The organism is uncultured Shewanella sp. (assembly GCF_947501225.1).
GTDB lineage: Bacteria > Pseudomonadota > Gammaproteobacteria > Enterobacterales > Shewanellaceae > Shewanella.
In genome coordinates, this window is sequence record NZ_CANMUW010000017.1 from 61,641 (window position 1) to 80,324 (window position 18,684).

The following is an 18,684-nucleotide window of genomic DNA, read 5'->3' on the forward strand; positions in this document are numbered from 1 at the left end:
GAAGGAAAAAAGCCCGCTTTGACAAGTGGGCTACGACAGAAAAGTGTTACCTTGTGTTGCATTAATGAGGCTGAATAGCTGCTTTGAAGTTACCTCTTATGGTAAGTAATACCAGTCCGATACAGGCAAAGAGCGTACCGCAAACCAACGCAGGTAACTCTACTGCTGACTGGGTGGCATACTTGAGAGAGAAAAAAATAACGACTGAGCACGCTGACCAGAAGAAGCCAAATCTGGATGCAGAATTCTCCATAAATACCTCTGATTTTTGAATATATCCAGATGTTACAAGTGTATCCATAACCAAACATCAGTAAGAGTCTTAGTGATTGTAGCGCTTTCATTTCAGAACCGCTCAAAGGTAGAGCTTTTCCTGATGTGATTCTGTTTATTGCCATCATAGAATGATAAAAGCCCAAACTCGTTGAGTTTAGGCTTAACTGTTGCCACCTTAAAAATGACTCGTTAAGAGTGGTTCAGCTGCATCACTTATCCAGATGGTCGAAGATAGTAAAGATGGTATCCAGCATATATAGCGACACCATCTGTAATCCCGATGGCTGGCGGTATGCACCGGTGATCGCGACGATATTGCCGGTTTTATGATCGAACGCCGAGTACTGGCCGTTAACACCTATCATGGTCGAGACTGTGCGGCCGGTTACCGGGTGCGTCGCCGTTCTCCACTGATTTTTGTAAAACGCGGTCGGGAAGATACCATGTTCATAGGAGACCTTATCCCACGCTTCCTTTACGACCTCATCGCCGTTAACGATCTGCTCTATATAGGCCTTGGGTATTACCTGATCGCCTTTATAGTTCTTGCCGCCGTTGACCATCAACCACGAGCCTATTGCAAAGTCACGGACGGTAGCGTTCATCGAGCCGGAAGCCGCACTTTCCTGTACCTGATTGACATACAGGGTGGCCTCAGAGTTAAAGCCGCCTTTCGACCAAAGGTATTTGTCGAAGAATTCGGCTAACGTCAGGCCGGAGCTGCGCACTATGGCTGTGCCCAGAACCTCAGTGTTGAGATCTTTATATTCATACGCAAACCCCGGCTCAAATTTGGGCTCTATCTGTGCAGCAAATGCCTTGAGGTAATCGCTGAAGGTCTCCAGGTCGCCCAAGGCATCGGGCTTAGGTACCAGCTTACCCTCCTTATTGATCACCAAGCCGTTGTAGCCAACCACTGAGGGCATTGAGCTGTCCCATGAGCCGGATGTTCCGGCGCCGAAATCTCCCCAGTGGTAACCTTCACGGTTTGCTGGCAGGTCGATGATACCCGCATTCATGTCGGCAAAGTTTTGCAGAGGTATGCTTTCCCATTTAGTCCCTTTGAACTCAGGAATATACTTCCCGACGGGGTCGGTGAGTTTTAACATCCCCTTCTCCTGAGCGATAAACAGCGCCATAGAGGTGAATGACTTATGTGCCGACATCAGGTGGTTCTTGGTCTCTTTGTCGGTACCGTTCCAGTAATCCTCGGCGAGGATCTCGCCTTTTTTGTTCATGACGACATAGTTTTGGATAGAGGCTCTGTCACGCATTACATCATAGAGGCTGATCTTCTTGCCTGGCACCACATCATCGATATATATCGATGACACATCTAAGCCGCCAACGACTTTCATCGGCATCTTATCAACTGGCGCCGATATTACCGCATGGTGGTGGTAAAGGTGTGAATCGGCCATGGTAAATTGAGTGAGTCTTGCTTCCTCCCAATTCCCGACACCGGCGCCATAGGCATTAAGATTAGCTTCCATCTGAGCGTTGGGCTCATGGTAAGTCACGGTTGCGTTAGCCCCGAAGGCAGCAGTAAGCGCGAGTGATAGTGCGATGATTGATTTTTTCATTGTCTCTGTTCCTGATAGATGGTTATAAAGTTTTGCTGATTGCGCTGCTCTATAACCTTCAACAGGCTGCGAACGATGAACCCATTTCGAGTAGTTGTGTTATGCCGGATATCTTCACTTTGTCTCCTTTTCACCGTGAACTAGTGGTTGCTTCATCGGTACCTATGGCTACCTGATTGCCGATATGGCTACTATCATGGAAAAATTGTTACTAAGCATCATTAAGGTGTTTAGTTACTCGTGATATGTAATAGGCCTCATTCGATTAACCTGACAACCAGGTTAGCTTCGAAGGGGTCTATGTTGAGCTCATGGCAGTGATCCACAAGGTAACGTTTAGAGTCATGAAAGTGGTAATTGAAGTATTGAGACAGGCGCTTGTCCTCCATCTCATACATCTTGGTCGCCCAGTGGTTGAGTACCAGAAGACTGATATAGGCACCGAATGCTCTGGGACTGAGCACAGTATCGATATATTTGCTGCTTATCTGATATTGATTATTTGTGCTGGGGAAGATTAGAAAGTTGTAGCCGTGATCGACCAGGCTGAGCCATTTCGCATCTGAGTCATGGCTGCTGGAATGGCTGGCGAACTCATTGAAGCTGTTGATGAGTCTCAGTGTCATCATACCCGGTAGTGCATCTTTAAACTTTGAAAACATATCTTTGCTAATGCTCCTGATACCAATTGGTATAAGCCATAAATATGAGGCCAGAATAGGGGGAGAGTTAATTTCAGGCATCACTATTGCTCTTAGTATTAGCTAAAGGGCTGGCTTAGAGGGCGCAGATAAAAAAAAGACCTGAGATTATGAATCTCAGGTCTTTTGATAGAAAGCTTTAACACTGACAAGCTTGAATGCTAATCAGCGGCATAACCCGCAGCACCGAGACGGAGATCGTCGAGGTAAGCACCGCCATCTTCCATCTTCAGTCTGCCCTGGCTAAACCACTTTACGACCATAGGAAATATTGCATGTTCCTGCTGATGTACCCTTTCAGTCAAGGTTTCAGCCGTATCTTCATCGTAAACCGGCACTTTAGCCTGCAAGATAACGGGACCCGAATCGAGCTTTGGTGTCACAAAGTGCACACTGGCTCCGTGTTCCTTCTCTTTGGCATCAATGGCACGTTGATGGGTGTGTAACCCGGGGTATTTAGGCAGAAGGGAGGGATGAATGTTGATCATCATCCCCTCGTAGCCTTGTACGAACTCGTCGGTAAGGATCCGCATGAAGCCAGCTAAAACGATCAGATCGGGCTGGTATTTAGCTATTGCCTTATTTAAGCGAGCGTCGTATTCAGAGCGAGTTTCATCTTTATGAGCAATCACACAACTGGTATCGATCTCATTTTGGTGGGCGCGGATAAGACCGTAAGCATCAGATTTATTGCTGATAACGCCAACCACATCGGCCTCCAGGTTATCATCACACCCATCGATAATGGCTTGCAGATTACTGCCATTACCTGAGATTAATACTAATACGCGACAGCTTTTGGACATTAAAGGATCTCCACCTGCTCTTCATCGCCATTGCGCTTGGCAATATCACCGATTAACCAGGCTTGTTCGCCCTCGGCGTTGAGCAGTGTTAGTGCAGCATCAACCTTGTCGCTGGGCAGGGCTACAACCATGCCTACGCCGCAGTTGAATGTGCGGTACATTTCAAATTCAGCAATGTTACCGTTTTCCATTAACCAGTTGAAAACGGTAGGCCATTGCCATGAGTCGCCTTTGATAACGGCTTTACAATCTTGTGGAAGCACGCGAGGAATGTTTTCCCAGAACCCTCCACCGGTAATATGGGCCATTGCATGAACATCAGATTGTTCGAGTAGCTTTAATAGCGACTTAACATAGATTTTTGTGGGTTCAAGCAGATGGTCAATCAGCGGCTTACCTTCGAGGTTCAGTTGAGGATCAGCTTCGCTGACTTCCAGCACTTTACGAATGAGCGAGAAGCCATTTGAGTGAGGACCACTCGATGCCAGTGCGATGAGTGAGTCACCGGCAACGACTTTAGAGCCGTCGATAACTTCATCTTTTTCCACGACGCCGACACAGAAGCCTGCCAGGTCGTAGTCTTCACCTTCGTACATGCCAGGCATTTCGGCAGTTTCGCCGCCAATAAGGGCACAACCGGATTGTACACAACCCTCGGCAATGCCTTTAACGACAGAGGTCGCTACATCAACATCAAGTTTACCGGTTGCATAGTAATCAAGGAAGAAGAGTGGCTCAGCGCCTGACACGATTAAATCGTTTGAGCACATAGCTACCAGGTCAACCCCTACGCTGTCATGCTTCTTATAGTCGATGGCTAACCTGAGTTTAGTTCCGACACCATCGGTGCCTGAGACAAGAACCGGGTGTTTGTACTTAGTTGGCAACTCACAAAGGGCACCAAATCCACCTAGGTTGCCCATAACTTCTGGACGGTGGGTACGTTTCACTGCAGTTTTAATATTATCAACAAGTGCATTACCGGCATCGATATCGACACCTGCATCTTTATAGCTCAGTTGGGTAGGAGTGCTCACGAAGATCCTCTCGGGTACGGTACAGTATAGTTATTGGATTTTATGCGGCGCTATTCTAACAGTTTGTGAGAGGGCTCGAAAGCTAAGTTTTTCATATATAGAACAGACATTGGTCACGATTTATAGTGTTTTTGAAACTTTATGTTTTCCATTTTGGACAAATCATCTAAAATCGTATGAATTTGCTTGTTATATACGTCAAAAATCAGGAGAAGAAGATGAAAGTTGTTGAGGTTAAACATCCTTTAGTACGCCATAAAATTGGACTAATGCGTGCGGGAGATATCAGCACTAAACGTTTCCGTGAGTTAGCCGCTGAGGTTGGAAGTTTATTGACCTACGAAGCAACTGCTGATTTTGAGACAGAAGTTGTGACCATCGATGGTTGGAATGGTCCTGTTGAGATTGATCAAATCAAGGGCAAGAAAGTAACTGTAGTACCTATTCTGCGTGCAGGTCTTGGTATGATGGATGGTGTTCTGGAGAACATTCCAAGTGCACGTATCTCGGTTGTTGGCATGTACCGTGATGAAGAGACGCTTGAGCCTGTGCCATATTTCGAGAAGCTTGCAAGTGATATGGATTCGCGTATTGCTCTGGTTGTTGACCCAATGCTTGCAACCGGTGGTTCAATGATTTCGACTATCGATCTTCTTAAAGAGCGTGGTTGTACTGAGATTAAGGCGCTTGTCCTAGTTGCTGCTCCGGAAGGGGTTGAGGCACTGCAAAAGGCGCATCCTGATGTGGACCTATATACAGCTTCAATAGACAAGTGTCTAAATGAGCAGGGATATATTCTTCCGGGTCTTGGTGATGCGGGCGATAAGATCTTCGGTACTAAATAAAGACGTTATCGAAACAGTGTTTCGTTAATTAAAAAAGGAGCCAATCGGCTCCTTTTTTATTTTACTCTTGCTGGCACCTGGCACCTGGCACCTGGCACCTGGCACCTGGCACCTGGCACCTTAACTTATAACACCATAGCCGCAATCCAGCCAAACACCAGCAGAGGAATGTTGTAGTGGATGAATGTTGGGATCACACTGTCTCTGATGTGATCGTGCTGTCCATCGGCATTGAGGCCGGCCGTTGGGCCTAAGGTTGAGTCTGAAGCCGGTGAGCCCGCATCACCCAGTGCCGCCGCAGTACCGACCAGTGCGATAGTAGCCGTTACCGAGAAGCCAAAGCTGATGGCTAATGGTACGTAGATGGTTGCGATAATCGGAATGGTAGAAAATGATGAACCGATCCCCATGGTGATAAGCAAACCAACCAGCAGCATAAGGAAGGCCGCAAGGGCCTTGTTGTCGCCAATAATTTCACTCAAGGAGCTGACCAGGCTTCCTACATCGCCGGTCTCTTTAACCACTGCGGCGAAGCCTGCGGCAGAGATCATGATAAAGCCGATGTTAGCCATCATTCTTACGCCTTGGGTAAAGACATCCTGATCCGCAACATGTTTGAGTGCGCCGGAGAAGCTGAAGATGATAAAACCAATCAGAGCACCGAAAATCATCGAGCCTGTGATCAGTTGTACTGCGAGTGTTGAAACTATGGCAACCGCAGCAATGGCGATGTTGCGGGTATTGACACCCTCTTCGGGTTCGGCGGCTAAAATAAGCTCCTCTTCATAGTCACGTGGCTTACGGTATGAGAAGAATACCGCTATCAATAAACCTGTGATCATACCGAGAGCCGGGATCAACATGGCTGTCGGGATCTGCTCGCGCACGGCGTGAAGGTTATTGCTGTTAAGGTTCGCCAGTAAGATGTCATTGAGGAATATGCCACCGAAGCCTACGGGTAAAATCATGTAAGTGGTTACCAGTCCGAAGGTGAGTACACAAGCCACCAATCTACGATCGAGTTTCAGCTTGGCCATCACATGAAGCAGCGGCGGGATCAGAATAGGGATGAATGCGATATGGATAGGCAGCAGGTTTTGCGACGACACCGCCATCGCGAGAATGGATATCAACAGCATCCAGCGTACACGGTTCATGTTAGTCGAGTTATGATTCTTTCCAAGCGCTGAGATAACCTTATTAGAGATAAGTGTTGTTAAGCCTGAGTGAGACAGCGCGACGGCAAAAGCACCGAGCAGGGCGTAGCTTAGCGCAATTTGAGCGCCGCCACCCAGGCCGGTGTTGAATGCATCTACAGTTTGCTGGAGATCCATCCCCCCCACAAGACCTGCGATAAGTGCACTTATGGTGAGTGCTATAACAACATTTACCCTGGCTAAGCTCAGACCCAGCATAAGGCAAACCGCGACGACTACTGCGTTCATATCAATAAATTCTTTATTACCGTTAGATTGAGCGCCATTTTTGCCTGCCAGAGCAGGCTTGTCCAGTATAGAGAGGATTTATCTGATAAAAGTTCGGTTATGTTAACCCGGTGTGGAAAATAGTGAGGCGAACTGTGAAAAACATCAAATAAAGTAGGGTCATTAAGGGCAGATATTATACGCCGAGATGAATAATCTTTTAAAAAAGGTGATATTGCTCTCAAATTGCTTGTGCCCGTCTAAACACTGCCTATAATGCCATAAGATATAAACGAAAAACGTTTTTTCAATCCATAGATGGAGATATAAAATGAGCGTATTAGTAGGCCGTCCGGCACCTGACTTCACTGCTGCAGCTGTACTTGGTAATGGCGAAATCGTCGATAGCTTTAACCTTAGCGAAGCGATTAAAGGCAAGCCAACGGTAGTTTTTTTCTACCCACTTGATTTCACTTTCGTTTGTCCATCTGAACTGATTGCATTCGATCACCGTATTGAAGAGTTCAAGAAGCGCGGTGTAGAGGTGATCGGTGTATCTATCGACTCTCAGTTTACCCATAATGCATGGCGTAACACACCTGTTGCCGAAGGCGGTATCGGTCCTGTTCAGTACACACTTGTTGCCGACGTTAAGCATGAGATCTGTAAGGCCTATGATGTTGAGCATCCTGAAGCGGGCGTTGCTTTCCGTGGTTCATTCCTTATCGACAAAGAAGGTATGGTTCGTCACCAGGTGGTTAACGACCTTCCACTGGGCCGTAACGTCGATGAGATGCTACGTATGATCGATGCACTTCAGTTCCACGAAGAGCACGGTGATGTATGTCCTGCCGGCTGGGAGAAGGGTGACAAAGGTATGGATGCCAGCCCTGAAGGTGTAGCTTCTTACCTGAATGATAACGCTGACGATCTGTAATTTATTGATTTTAAATCAGTAATTATTTTTTGATTGTTATAGGGCCAGTTGTGTTACGCAGCTGGCTTTTTTTGTTTTTCTCCTCCAGTTTTAATCCGGTTTATATGATGACATCCCTCTGAGTAATCGCCGCTACTAAGCTTGATCAAATGCGCTGTGGCACTTATTCTTTCTATAGCGAAGGAGGTGTTTATGGCCATTGCAATTACACTTAATGAGTATCTGGACAACCACAATGTGCACTATGAAAATATAGGGCACCGCCAAACTCAAACATCATTAGATTCATCTCGTTCCGCTCATCTTCCCGCCGCCAGAGTCAGTAAAGCTGTGGTGCTACAAGATGATGATGGAGAGTATCTGATGGCTTCACTGCCCGCAAATAAGCGGCTGTCACTGCCCGAAGTCGGAAACCTTATGGGTAAAAATTATCACCTGGTTAGTGAACGTAAACTCAAGGAACTGTTTCCTGATTGTGCCAGGGGAGCGATACCTGCGATGGGGCGTGCTTATCATATGCCTATGTTGGTAGATGATAGCTTGCTGTCTGCAGAACCTGTCTATATCGAATCCGGCGATCATGAAAACTTATTGAAACTGAGTTCGCAAGATTATGCCAAGCTGGTTTCTAAAGTGCCTCATGGCAATATTCAGGGAGCTAACATGGGGGCACCACGCCTGTGGGAGAGATCGAGTCGAGATAGGTGGTTATGAGTCGGGTAATAGTCAGCTAGTAAAAAGCCAGTGAACTCACTGGCTTTTTTGTCTGTGCAACTTATATAAGGCTCAATCACTCATATGAGCAGGTTTGCGCCATCAGGCACCTTCATCATCGTTTGTCTCATCGGTATCGGGGGCGGCTAAAGGCCAGCCACCTAATGCTTTCCAGCGGTTAACAATCAGACAGAATAACTCGGCGGTTCGCTCTGTATCGTAAAGTGCCGAATGAGCTTCATTATTGTCGAAGGGGATACCGGCCATTGCACAGGCTTTAGCAAGGACTGTATGTCCTATGGCTAAACCCGCCATGGTTGCCGTATCGAAGGTAGCAAAAGGATGGAAGGGGGTTCGCTTTAGTCCGTTACGTTCGATTGCTTGAGAAACGAAACCGTGATCGAATGCGGCGTTATGCGCTACGATTATACTTCGATGACAACCAGCGGCCTTCTGCGCTTTTTTGACCTCTTTAAAGATCTCTAAAAAAGCTTCTTTTTCACTGACAGCGCCTCGAAGCGGATTGCCGGGGTCGATGCCGTTGAAGGCGAGGGCTTCGGGTTCAAGGTTAGCCCCTTCGAAAGGTTCGATATGGTAGTGCAGTGTCTTGTCTAATCCGATTATACCTTCATCATCCATTTTCAATATGGAGACGGCGATTTCAAGCAACGCATCTGTTTGGGCATTGAAGCCGGCTGTCTCAACATCTATGACAACGGGAAAATAGCCTCGAAAACGGTGATTTAATTTATTGGCGTCGCAAATATCGCTCATTAAAGATGTCCAAATAGTTAGCAGGCCGCTATTATGCTGCAACTGGGTATTGCTGTCATGTTTGAATGTACATATTATGAGCTAAAGGTATAGAAAAATGTGCCGATAGCATTAAGTAATAGAATTAATAAGAGTGCTTTATATGTGGCTTAGAGTATTGTCGGCGTTAACCTTATGCATGCCTTTACTGGCTAGTGCTGAATTGCGCCATTATGTGGCCGATCTCGATCAGTCGCAATGGAAGCTCAGTGACAATACTCCGATCATATGCCGTCTTGAGCATGATATCCCCTCCTATGGTAAAGCAGTATTTACCAGTATCGCGGGTAAAGATCATAACTTGAACTTCAGTCTTGATATGTGGGTTAAGCCTGATCAGGTTACCCAGGCCAAACTCATGAGTCTTGCCCCGTCCTGGCGCCCGGGGATCCTGTCGAAAGAGATCACTGAACTGAGTTACCAGAAATATTTCAGTGGCGAAGTACCGAGAAATGCAGCCTGGTCTATGTTAGCCGAGTTAGAGAGGGGGATGCAGCCTACCTTCTATTATGCTGACTGGTATAACCGATCCAATAAGATAGCGGTAGGCTTGTCTGCCGTGAACTTCAATCGAAAATATAGTGAATTTAAATCATGTTTAGCCGGCCTGTTGCCTTACAGTTTCGATGATATTGCTTTCACTGTTTTAACCTATGAGTTCGGTGGGGTTGAGTTAACCCGTTACGCTAAGGCGCAGATCGCTAAGATTCAGGAGTACCTTTCTTACGATCCGGAAGTTGAGCTGGTGTTGATCGATGCCTATACCGACAGCTATGGTGGCCGTTCTGTCAACCAGAAAGTATCTGAGGAGAGGGCCGATTCGGTTAAGCAGTTCTTTCTTTCTGCGGGGATAACTAAAGAGCGGATCCATACTATGGGTCATGGTGAGCGCCACCACGTCGCTTCAAATAGCACCATCGATGAGCGCTCCAGAAACAGGCGCGTTGTGATTAGGATTAGTAAACCTATGTGATGCTCTGTCGGGAAAGTTCCCAGGATAATACCATCTGAACAGATGAGTAACCGATTATGCCCAGCCTGAGAGCTGGGCTTTTTATTAGCGTGGCTAACCGATACCAGCCGGAGCAAATAGTCACATATTTAAGACAAAAAAAAGCCCACTTAATCATTTAAGTGGGCTGCAAAATGTGCATTGCAATCAACAAATTGAAGGAAGGAAGTCAAGCATAAGAACCAGGGATTAAATTCACGTGTCAGACACGGGAATTAAGAGTTCTTGTTTCCATATCTGCAGTGCAGACACTTCCTGAAAACGAGATGGATTATAGAGTCAGCCTGTTAAACTAACAAACTAGAAAAATTATAATGCGGCATTAGTTTTTCTTATTTGGGCTTGTGTGATCTAGATAGATAAATTCAGTTATGCAGCCACTTTGCGCGTGTTTAAGCAGATTTGATGCATAATTTAACGCTTCAAATAATTAATCTATGTTACAGATATATTAACCCGGGTTTGATACCAATGATTTGAAGAAAAATTTTCTTTCATTGCCATCATTTTTTTTACTTGTATAGTACTCCGTTAAATGAGGTTTTCCCTCCAATAATAACTAAAGCTAAATTTGAATCATTTCAGCATCAGGAAGGCAACGATGGTATTTAGATCAATACTAAAAAAACAACACCTCTTAATCGCAGGAATCGGTATCGCTTTGATGGGGTGCCAGGCAACCACTTCGGAAGATGCGCCTGCTTCACCCCAGATAACTAAACCTCCGGTCACGGTAGAGACGATACACGGCGTGCAGGTATCGGATCCATATCGTTATCTCGAAGTTGACTCTCCGGAAACGACCAGCTGGGTAAAGGCGCAGCAGGCGAAAGGGCATGAGTATCTGGCAGGAATTGAAAACAAACAAGCGATTGTCGATCGCATCACCGGACTCTGGAATTATGAAAAGGTCTCGGCTCCATTTGAGCATGGTGATAACACCTTTTACTACCGAAATGATGGCCTGCAAGCTCAGTCGGTCCTGTTCGTAAAGGGGAGCGATGGCAAGGAGAAGGTGCTGCTTGACCCCAATACACTATCCAATGACGGAACGGTAGCCTTATCAGGGGTATCAGTGAGTGATGATGGCAATACGCTTGCTTACGGGGTCTCTAAGTCCGGTTCTGACTGGCAGCAGTGGCACTTTGTCGATATAGCAACAGGAGCTAAACTCAGCGATGAGCTTAATTGGATAAAGTTCTCGAGCGCCGTTTGGAATAAAGATAATAGCGGAGTCTACTACTCTCGTTATGATGCTCCAGAGGGGGGGAATGCACTGGCAGATGTTAACTATAACCAGAAGGTCTATTTTCATCAGTTAGGCACAGACCAAGGTCAGGATAAACTGATCTATGAGCGCCCGCAGAATAAAGACTGGGGATTTGCAGCCGATGTTTCTGAGGCCGGCGACTATCTGCTAATTTCTGTTTGGCAGGGTACTGATAGCAGAAATCGCTTCTTCTATAAGTCTCTGGATGGACAGTCAGATGTGGTTGAGTTGATTATCGATCTGGAAGCTGAATACAGTTTTCTAGGTAACGACAAGTCGATATTTTACTTCAAGACAGATCTCGATGCGCCCAATGGAAAAGTGATTGCCATCGATGTGAATAACAGTGACAAGGCTAACTGGCAAACGATTATTCCGGAATCCAGCGACCCTATAAGCAGCATAAAGATTATTAATGATCACTTGGTGGTCAGCTACCTGCATGATGTATTGGGTAAACTCTCCATATTCAGCCTGAGTGGCGATAAGAGACAGGATGTCACCCTGCCTGGTAAAGGAAAGGTTGCCGGCCCTTACGGTAAGCGAAGTAAAGATTATTTCTATTATGTCTTTAACAGCTATGTACAGCCTAAGACGACCTATAAGTTTGATTTTAAGACGGGGACCTCGTCTCTGTATGCCGAGCCAAAAGTCTCCTTTAACCCTGATGACTATGTATCGGAGCAGGTGTTTTATACCAGCAAGGATGGCACGCGCGTGCCTATGATGATCTCATATAAGAAGGGGCTAAAGAAAACCGGTGATAATCCAACCTTGCTGTATGCCTATGGTGGTTTTTCTATCTCTTTGACGCCACGATTTAGTCCTGCAAATATCGCCTGGATGGATCTCGGTGGTATTTATGCGGTACCAAACTTAAGAGGTGGTGCTGAATACGGAGAAAGCTGGCATCAGGCGGGAATGTTGGATAAGAAACAGAACGTATTCGATGATTATTATGCCGCTGCCGAATATCTGATAGAGCATAACTACACTAATACCAGCAAATTAGGGGCTTATGGCCGAAGCAATGGTGGTTTGTTGATGGGGGCTACATTGACTCAACGTCCGGATTTGTTTGCTGCTGTTCTGCCTGCGGTTGGCGTACTCGATATGCTTCGTTTCCACAAATTTACTATTGGTTGGGCCTGGACCAGCGAATATGGCAGTGCAGATGTTGCTGAGCAATTTCCGGCGCTGATGGCATATTCTCCCTACCATAATGTTAGTGAAAGAGCCTATCCCGCGACTATGGTCATGACGGCCGACCATGACGACAGGGTCGTGCCACTGCACAGCTTTAAGTTTGGAGCCATGGTGCAGGCTAAGCAGAAGGGCGATGAGCCAATTATCATGCGTATCGAGTCTAAGGCCGGTCATGGTGCGGGTAAACCAACAGCCATGAAGATAGATGAGTTTGCCGATATCTATAGTTTTCTTTTCGATAGTTTTGGCTTGAAAATACCGGCAAAAATTCAGTAACCGACATTAAAAAATAAAGACAGTTAAAAAGAGGAGCAATGGCTCCTCTTTTTTATGAACAAAAATTTACGAAGATAGTGATCCTGTCCGGCTGAGAAGCATTCACAATTTCATTTGGGCTAGGTATAGTAGCCCTCTGTTTTAAATCATTGATTGGCAATTAAGACCCATGTTTCGTTGGCCTATTTCAGTTTACTACGAAGATACCGATGCTGGTGGTGTTGTATATCACTCAAATTATCTTAACTTTTTTGAACGAGCCAGGACCGAATGGCTGAAAGATATTGGGGTGAAGCAGACCACACTGTTAGCAGAGGATATTGCGTTTGTCGTTAAAAAGGCCGAACTGGATTTTTGCAGACCAGCTAAGTTTGAGCAGGACCTTATTGTCGAAACTGTTGTCACAGAGATTAAGAAAGTGTCTTTGATGTTTCATCAACGGTTAGTTGATGAGCAGGGCGTCATATATTGTGAGGGTAAGATCTTAGTTGCCTGTATCACTTTATCTCGTATGAGACCGCGTGCCATTCCCCAAAATATTGCTCAGGAGTTTAAAGGTGGAAGCTGATATTTCGTTTATTGGATTATTTTTACAAGCCAGTTTGTTGGTCAAGTTTGTGATGTTAACCTTACTGAGTTTGTCAGTGATCTCATGGGCTGTGATTATTCAGCGTCGTCGCCTGTTAACATCGGCGAAGCAAAGCTCCATTAAGTTTGAAGATAGGTTTTGGTCCGGTGTGGATCTTAACAAGTTATATAAGGAGATCTCCGCCAGGCAAGATGGTAATGAAGGCTTGGAAGCACTGTTTCACTCCGGGTTTAAGGAGTATGCCAGATTAAGTAAGTTAAATGGCAAAGTGCCGGCCGCGGTTATGGATGGAAGTTATCGTGCCATGAGGGTCTCACTTTCCAGAGAGATGGAGAAGCTGGAAACACATCTGCCTCTGCTGGCTACAATAGGCTCTACGAGCCCTTACATCGGCCTATTTGGTACGGTATGGGGGATCATGAACTCTTTTATTGCCCTCGGCGCCGTAGAAAATGCAACTTTGGCTATGGTGGCTCCGGGTATTGCAGAGGCACTGATTGCTACAGCTATGGGTCTGTTCGCAGCAATTCCAGCCGTTATTGCCTATAACCGCTTTACGACTCAGGTAGACACCATAGAGATGTCTTATGCAAACTTCATGGAGGAGTTTTCAAGTATTTTACATCGCCAAGCGTATAGCGAAAAGGATGAAGGCTAATGCAGCAGGGTTTTCAGCGAAAGCGCCGGCGCCCGGTGGCCGAGATCAACGTGGTGCCATATATCGATGTGATGTTGGTACTGCTGATCATTTTCATGGTAACGGCTCCAATAGTGACACAAGGAGTTAAGGTCGATCTGCCTCAAGCCGCCTCTGAATCTCTACCTGCTGACAGTAAGCCGCCTGTTGTGGCATCTATCGATGCCGACGGGGATTATTATCTGGATGTAGGAAGTTCCAGTGATCGACAAACACTCGATCTGGAGGAGATTGCAATTAGGGTGGGAGCCATTATTCAGTTAGAGCCGGAGCGTCCGGTTGTCGTTAAAGCCGATAGAGCCATAGCTTATGAGAAGGTTATACAGCTTATGGTGACATTACAGGGTGCTGGTGTACCTTCGGTGGGCTTGATGACAGACACACCCGAGGAGTAGCCGGTGGCAGATAAAGCAAGCATAACCCTACCTTTGGCGATCTCTGCCGGCATTCATGTCGGCGTATTAGTCATTCTCGCCCTGGGGGTCGACTTTTCTGAGCCTCCAAAGCCTCAACCTCAGGCGAGTGCGCCTGCTGTACAGGCTGTAGTGGTCGATCAGCAGAAGGTCGCTCAGCATGTTGAGAAGCTGAAGGCGGAAAAAAGAGAGGCCGAGCGTAAAGAGAAAGCAAGGCAAGATGAGCTGGAGCGTAAGGCAAAACAGGCTCGTCAGGAGAGAGAGCGTGAGCAGGCTCGTATTAAGAAACTTGAACGAGAGCGAAAACAGAAAGAGATCGAAAGAAAAAATGCTGCCGATGCCGCCAAGGCTGCTCAACTAAAAGAGAAGCAGGCCAAAGAGAAAGCAGAAAAGGCTGAAGCAGCCCGTAAACAAAAAGAGAAAGAGCGTAAAGCCGCTGAGGAAGCCGCTAAAAAAGCTGCCGAAAAGCGAAAGCAGGAAGAGGCAGCTGCGAAAAAAGCCGCCGATGAGCGTAAGCGTAAGGAGGAGGCTGAGCGTAAACGTAAGGCTGAAGCTGAGCGCAAGCGTAAAGAGGAGGAGCGAGCACGTCAGCAGCAAGAGCAGATGATGCAAGATGCGTTAGCTGCGGAGCAAGCTGCGCTGTCGCAGACTCGAAATAAGCAGGTGATGAGCGAAGTTCAGCGTTATACCAGCATGATAAGGGCCACTATTCAACGAAACCTGGTTGTCGATGAGTCGATGAGAGGGAAGAGTTGCCGAATTTTTATTCGATTAGCGAATGATGGATTTGTGACGGCGAATAAAATATTGTCAGGTGATCCAGTCGTGTGCAGAGCGACTAAGACGGCGATAAATAAAGCCGGTCGTTTGCCTGTTTCGCCTGAGCCGGACGTATATAACAAATTAAAAGAGATCAACTTAACCGTTCAACCCGAATTTAATTAAAAGGAGTCATATGAAGACTTTGGGGAAATGGCTTTTTCTAGGGCTGGTTGTTTTAAGCTCACCTGTAAGAGCAGCATTGGATATTGTGATAACCGAAGGTGTCGATGCGGCCAGACCCATCGCAGTAGTGCCTTTTGTGTGGCAGGGGCAGGGGCCCGTACCACAGCAGATTTCTGATGTTATCATGTCTGATCTGACTCGAAGTGGTACGTTTAAAACTCTGGATGAGTTAAGCCTGCCTCAACGCAATATCAGTGCTATTAGCCAATTTAAGGCTAAAGAGTGGTCGAACGTTGGGGCTGAAGCTGTAGTTATGGGGGCGGTCAAGCCCTATGGCACAGATAAATATTTAGTGAGTTTCGATCTTGTCGATCTCGTTAAGACTCAAATGCAGTCAGGAACGGGTCCTCAATCTAAAGAGGAACTGTTGATTGATAGTCGTGAGACCGTCATCTCTGCAGCTCAGTTCAGACAATATGGTCACCGTATCAGTGATATTATCTATGAAAAGTTAACGGGTATCCGTGGTGCGTTCCTGACCCGGATTGCCTACGTTGTCGTAAAACATGGTGAAAAGTCACCGTATCAGTTGATGATCTCCGATTATGACGGGCATAATGAGCAGATGCTGTTACGTTCTCCTGAGCCACTGATGTCACCATCATGGTCACCCGATGGACGACAGCTTGCTTATGTGAGTTTTGAAAACAAGAAAGCGGAAGTATTTGTTCAAGACATTTATACGCAATCTCGTAGTAAAATCACCAGCTTCGATGGAATTAACGGTGCTCCGGTTTTTTCTCCTGATGGAAAAAAATTAGCTTTGACTCTATCTAAGGATGGTCAGCCAGAGATCTATGTTGTCGATATCAATACTAAGGCGTTGAAGCGGGTCACTAATCATTATGCAATTGATACAGAGGCATCATGGTTCCCTGACGGTAAGTCTTTATTATTTACTTCCGAGCGTGGAGGTCGCCCTCAGATATATAAGGTGACGTTAGCTTCCGGCAAGGTACAAAGGATGACGTTTGAGGGGGAGTGGAACTTAGGTGGCTCAATCTCACCCGATGGTCGCAGCATGATATTTGTGAATAGAACCAATGGTAAATTCAATATTGCCAGGATGGATCTTGAAACTCGCTTCATGCAGGTATTGACATCGACGCGCCTGGATGAATCTCCAAGTGTGGCACCTAACGGAACTATGGTGATCTATGGAACAACCTATCAAGGTAAACAAGTTTTAGCGGCGGTTTCAACGGATGGACGCTTTAAAGCCCGCCTACCGACGGGTCAAGGGGAGGTAAAATCACCTTCTTGGTCACCTTTTCTCTAATATATTAACGATAAAGAATAATAAGGATTAAAAATGGATCTCAATAAGCTGTGTAAAGCTATGCTGGTTGCTCTTCCTATCATGGCTATCAGCGCATGTAGCTCAACTTCAGAGTCGGATACAGACTCTTCCAGTTCGACTTCAGGCTCCGGAAGCGAAATCTCTACCGGTAGCGGTGTTGAAACCGGCGGTGTTGCACCAGTCCTTACTCCGGAAGAGCAGCAACGCTTGAAGTATCAAGAGTTGCGTAAGGAGCACATTATCTATTTTGATTTCGACCGTAGCTCTGTGTCTATGCAGTTCGCCGAAATACTGCAGGCCCACGGGAACTATCTGGTAGAACATCCGAATGTCCGTTTGATGATTGAAGGACACGCTGATGAACGCGGTACACCTGAGTACAACATCGCATTGGGCGAGAGACGTGCTAAGGCGGTTGCTAAATACCTACAAGGGATGGGTGTATTACCAAGCCAGATGAGCATAGTGAGCTATGGTGAAGAGAAGCCTCTCGATATGTCTCGTACTGATGAAGGTTTTGCAATAAACCGAAGAGCAGTTCTAGTTTATTAATTTAGTTGGTGAAGGTGTTTATGAAAAGTGCCGCATTAGTGACGGCAGTTCTTCTCAGCGTAGGTGCAGCTAACGCTGCACCGGCTCCGGTCACAGATGTGACCGGTGGTTCTAACGATGAAAGAATTGCGCGTTTAGAAAGGATCTTAAAAGCGAAGCAGCAATCTGAATTTCAGATGCAGCAACGTTTAGATGTGTTACAACAGGAAGTGCTTGACCTACGCGGTTTAAACGAGCAACAAAGCTATCAAATTGAGCAGATGTTACAGCGTCAGCGTCAACTCTATGATGATATCGCTAATCTATCTGCTAAGCCTGCACAACTACCTGCTGTCTCTTCCACCTCACAGGTGAATACATCGACCTCATCGACGCTAGGTGAAACGGCAAGCTATGAGCATGCGGTTAACCTGGTGCTTAAACAGAGAAAGTACGATGAAGCTATTCCTGCCTTCAGTGAGTTTATCAAGCAGTACCCGAACTCGACTTATGCGGCTAATGCCAATTATTGGTTAGGACAGCTCCTATATAATAAAGGTGAGTTCGCTACGGCTAAGAGGGCATTCGAAACTGTCGTTAATCAGTTCACCGAGTCTAATAAACGCGGTGATAGCCTGGTTAAGCTTGGAATGATTGCTGAGAAGACCGGAAATGCCTCTGCTGCAAAAGGGTATTACCAGAAAGTCCTTAAAGAGTACGCCAACAGTGCGGCTGCTCGTATTGCTAAGCAGCAGCTGGCTGCGCTTTAATCTGATTTTAACTAAGAAACATACTCTTAGTCTGTTTTTCACGCAAACAACAAAAAATGCAAAAATTGCACTTGCAAGAGAAGGTGAAAAAGGTATTATAGGCGCCCTCAGAGCGGCAGAGTCGCTTGAGGGCCTACTGGTTAAGAAGCTTTAATCTTAGGTCAGGTTCTTAAGAGCCAGGTGGGTCACTAGCTCTGTTTCTTGTAGAAACATACAGTTGGCTTTAACCAGTTGATAGTCGGTTATTAATATTGATATATCAGCAAAATAAGATGGGTCGTTAGCTCAGTTGGTAGAGCAGTTGGCTTTTAACCAATTGGTCGAAGGTTCGAATCCTTCACGACCCACCACTTCTTTGAAAGTGTACGATGTTTTCGTTAGATTCAAAGCAAAAGTAACACCAAGATGGGTCGTTAGCTCAGTTGGTAGAGCAGTTGGCTTTTAACCAATTGGTCGAAGGTTCGAATCCTTCACGACCC

General features: G+C 46.2%; 19 protein-coding genes and 2 tRNA genes. 15 read left to right on the forward strand and 6 right to left on the reverse strand.

Going from position 1 to position 18,684, the window contains the following annotated elements; genetic code table 11:
• Nucleotides 1–485: 485 nt before the first annotated feature.
• Entirely contained in the window at nucleotides 486–1,859 is a 1,374-nt protein-coding gene (locus tag Q1B47_RS18740) for a serine hydrolase (protein WP_299797177.1), read from the reverse strand.
• Between Q1B47_RS18740 and Q1B47_RS18745 the strand changes: the two genes are divergently transcribed.
• Entirely contained in the window at nucleotides 1,847–2,035 is a 189-nt protein-coding gene (locus tag Q1B47_RS18745; protein ID WP_299797180.1) for a hypothetical protein, read from the forward strand. The genes Q1B47_RS18740 and Q1B47_RS18745 overlap by 13 nt on opposite strands.
• Before the next feature lie 81 nt (nucleotides 2,036–2,116).
• On the opposite strand, the gene Q1B47_RS18750 is transcribed toward Q1B47_RS18745, so the two are convergent.
• The 3 genes from Q1B47_RS18750 to purM all read right to left on the reverse strand — a co-directional run bounded on the left by Q1B47_RS18750 (nucleotide 2,117) and on the right by purM (nucleotide 4,403).
• A complete protein-coding gene (locus Q1B47_RS18750) occupies nucleotides 2,117–2,521 on the reverse strand; it encodes a hypothetical protein (protein WP_299797183.1) in 405 nt (134 codons plus the stop codon).
• A gap of 200 nt (nucleotides 2,522–2,721) precedes the next feature.
• Nucleotides 2,722–3,366, reverse strand: a complete 645-nt coding sequence (gene purN / locus Q1B47_RS18755) for a phosphoribosylglycinamide formyltransferase (RefSeq protein WP_299797186.1) — start codon at nucleotides 3,364–3,366, stop codon at nucleotides 2,722–2,724.
• Nucleotides 3,366–4,403, reverse strand: coding sequence for a phosphoribosylformylglycinamidine cyclo-ligase (purM, locus tag Q1B47_RS18760; RefSeq protein WP_299797189.1), 1,038 nt, complete (start codon nucleotides 4,401–4,403; stop codon nucleotides 3,366–3,368). The genes purN and purM overlap by 1 nt, the downstream gene beginning before the upstream one ends.
• Before the next feature lie 218 nt (nucleotides 4,404–4,621).
• Between purM and upp the strand changes: the two genes are divergently transcribed.
• A complete protein-coding gene (gene upp / locus Q1B47_RS18765; protein WP_299797191.1) occupies nucleotides 4,622–5,248 on the forward strand; it encodes a uracil phosphoribosyltransferase in 627 nt (208 codons plus the stop codon).
• 125 nt (nucleotides 5,249–5,373) lie between these two features.
• Here upp and Q1B47_RS18770 read toward each other — a convergent pair whose 3' ends face one another.
• Nucleotides 5,374–6,693: a Na+/H+ antiporter family protein gene (locus tag Q1B47_RS18770; protein ID WP_299797194.1), complete on the reverse strand. Its 1,320-nt coding sequence runs from the start codon at nucleotides 6,691–6,693 to the stop codon at nucleotides 5,374–5,376.
• 310 nt (nucleotides 6,694–7,003) lie between these two features.
• On the opposite strand from Q1B47_RS18770, the gene Q1B47_RS18775 reads away from it, so the two are divergent.
• Both Q1B47_RS18775 and Q1B47_RS18780 read left to right on the forward strand, forming a co-directional pair.
• The gene (locus Q1B47_RS18775) at nucleotides 7,004–7,609 is read left to right on the forward strand and encodes a peroxiredoxin C (protein ID WP_299797197.1); all 606 of its coding nucleotides are present in this window, start codon (nucleotides 7,004–7,006) and stop codon (nucleotides 7,607–7,609) included.
• Between the two features lie 192 nt (nucleotides 7,610–7,801).
• Nucleotides 7,802–8,323 carry an aminoacyl-tRNA deacylase gene (locus Q1B47_RS18780; protein ID WP_299797200.1) on the forward strand — a complete coding sequence of 174 codons (522 nt, stop codon included), beginning with the start codon at nucleotides 7,802–7,804 and terminating at the stop codon, nucleotides 8,321–8,323.
• A gap of 102 nt (nucleotides 8,324–8,425) precedes the next feature.
• Here Q1B47_RS18780 and rnt read toward each other — a convergent pair whose 3' ends face one another.
• Entirely contained in the window at nucleotides 8,426–9,097 is a 672-nt protein-coding gene (rnt, locus tag Q1B47_RS18785; RefSeq protein ID WP_299797203.1) for a ribonuclease T, read from the reverse strand.
• A gap of 142 nt (nucleotides 9,098–9,239) precedes the next feature.
• Between rnt and Q1B47_RS18790 the strand changes: the two genes are divergently transcribed.
• The 11 genes from Q1B47_RS18790 to Q1B47_RS18840 all read left to right on the forward strand — a co-directional run bounded on the left by Q1B47_RS18790 (nucleotide 9,240) and on the right by Q1B47_RS18840 (nucleotide 18,684).
• Nucleotides 9,240–10,109 (forward strand): OmpA family protein, encoded by an 870-nt coding sequence (locus Q1B47_RS18790; protein ID WP_299797206.1) that lies wholly within the window; start codon nucleotides 9,240–9,242, stop codon nucleotides 10,107–10,109.
• A gap of 640 nt (nucleotides 10,110–10,749) precedes the next feature.
• Nucleotides 10,750–12,900 carry a prolyl oligopeptidase family serine peptidase gene (locus Q1B47_RS18795; protein ID WP_299797208.1) on the forward strand — a complete coding sequence of 717 codons (2,151 nt, stop codon included), beginning with the start codon at nucleotides 10,750–10,752 and terminating at the stop codon, nucleotides 12,898–12,900.
• Between the two features lie 169 nt (nucleotides 12,901–13,069).
• Nucleotides 13,070–13,468, forward strand: coding sequence for a tol-pal system-associated acyl-CoA thioesterase (gene ybgC / locus Q1B47_RS18800; RefSeq protein ID WP_299797211.1), 399 nt, complete (start codon nucleotides 13,070–13,072; stop codon nucleotides 13,466–13,468).
• On the forward strand, nucleotides 13,458–14,147 hold the full coding sequence (gene tolQ, locus Q1B47_RS18805) for a protein TolQ (RefSeq protein WP_299797214.1): 690 nt from the start codon (nucleotides 13,458–13,460) through the stop codon (nucleotides 14,145–14,147). The genes ybgC and tolQ overlap by 11 nt, the downstream gene beginning before the upstream one ends.
• Nucleotides 14,147–14,581 carry a protein TolR gene (gene tolR / locus Q1B47_RS18810; protein WP_299797217.1) on the forward strand — a complete coding sequence of 145 codons (435 nt, stop codon included), beginning with the start codon at nucleotides 14,147–14,149 and terminating at the stop codon, nucleotides 14,579–14,581. Before tolQ ends, tolR begins: the two co-directional genes overlap by 1 nt.
• A gap of 3 nt (nucleotides 14,582–14,584) precedes the next feature.
• Nucleotides 14,585–15,544: a cell envelope integrity protein TolA gene (gene tolA / locus Q1B47_RS18815; protein WP_299797220.1), complete on the forward strand. Its 960-nt coding sequence runs from the start codon at nucleotides 14,585–14,587 to the stop codon at nucleotides 15,542–15,544.
• 10 nt (nucleotides 15,545–15,554) lie between these two features.
• Nucleotides 15,555–16,883: a Tol-Pal system beta propeller repeat protein TolB gene (tolB, locus tag Q1B47_RS18820; RefSeq protein WP_299797223.1), complete on the forward strand. Its 1,329-nt coding sequence runs from the start codon at nucleotides 15,555–15,557 to the stop codon at nucleotides 16,881–16,883.
• A 33-nt stretch (nucleotides 16,884–16,916) separates the two neighbouring features.
• On the forward strand, nucleotides 16,917–17,456 hold the full coding sequence (gene pal, locus Q1B47_RS18825) for a peptidoglycan-associated lipoprotein Pal (RefSeq protein WP_299797226.1): 540 nt from the start codon (nucleotides 16,917–16,919) through the stop codon (nucleotides 17,454–17,456).
• 20 nt (nucleotides 17,457–17,476) lie between these two features.
• On the forward strand, nucleotides 17,477–18,205 hold the full coding sequence (gene ybgF, locus Q1B47_RS18830) for a tol-pal system protein YbgF (protein ID WP_299797229.1): 729 nt from the start codon (nucleotides 17,477–17,479) through the stop codon (nucleotides 18,203–18,205).
• Nucleotides 18,206–18,479: 274 nt separating this feature from the next.
• Nucleotides 18,480–18,555: transfer RNA gene (locus Q1B47_RS18835), tRNA-Lys, on the forward strand.
• Nucleotides 18,556–18,612: 57 nt separating this feature from the next.
• A tRNA-Lys gene (locus Q1B47_RS18840) sits at nucleotides 18,613–18,684 on the forward strand.